Below are 651 nucleotides of genomic sequence, written 5' to 3'. Positions count from 1 at the left end.
AAAGATATTAGTTTTGGGGCAGACAAGGGAGAATTTATATCTCTACTAGGACCATCAGGTTGTGGAAAGACAACCTTGCTTAGTATAATAGCAGGGTTTCAAAAATCTGATTCAGGTTCAATAATAGTAGAAGGAAAGAAGGTTAGGAAAGCAGGTCCTGATAGAGGGTTTGTATTTCAAAATTATGCCCTATTTCCATGGATGAGCGTAAAGGATAATATATTATTTCCAATGAAGCAAATAAGAATGCCAAAGGCAGAAAGAGAAGAAAGACTAAAGTTTTTACTAGAAATATCTCAATTACAAGGAAAAGAAGACTTATATATACATCAAATTTCTGGAGGGATGAAGCAGAGAACTGCTTTAATTAGAGCGTTGGCTACGAAACCTGGAGTGCTTCTAATGGACGAACCTTTAGGAGCTTTAGATTTTCAAATGAGACAAAATTTACAAAATGAATTGGAAGAAATTTGGTTAAAAGATAGAACAACGGTAGTTATGGTTACTCATGATGTAGATGAGGCAGTTTATCTAAGTGATAGAGTCATAGTCATGTCAACTAATAAGGGTAAAATAATGGAAGATATGAAAATAGAACTAGATAGGCCGAGGGATAGAAAATCTGAAGGATATAAGTATTATAAAGAAAAA

The 651-nt window shown here is 33.8% G+C and carries 1 protein-coding gene; it reads left to right on the top strand.

What is annotated here, in order from left to right; genetic code table 11:
• Positions 1–651, top strand: a 651-nt coding sequence (gene saoA, locus TICRE_RS11195) for an ABC transporter ATP-binding protein SaoA (RefSeq protein ID WP_075728113.1), incomplete at both ends; no start/stop codon positions are given.

It is taken from the genome of Tissierella creatinophila DSM 6911 (genome assembly GCF_001940565.1).
GTDB classification, from domain to species: Bacteria; Bacillota; Clostridia; order Tissierellales; family Tissierellaceae; genus Tissierella_A; species Tissierella_A creatinophila.
The sequence above is the reverse complement of the archived record's forward strand: the minus strand, read 5'-3'. Positions and strand labels throughout refer to the sequence as shown.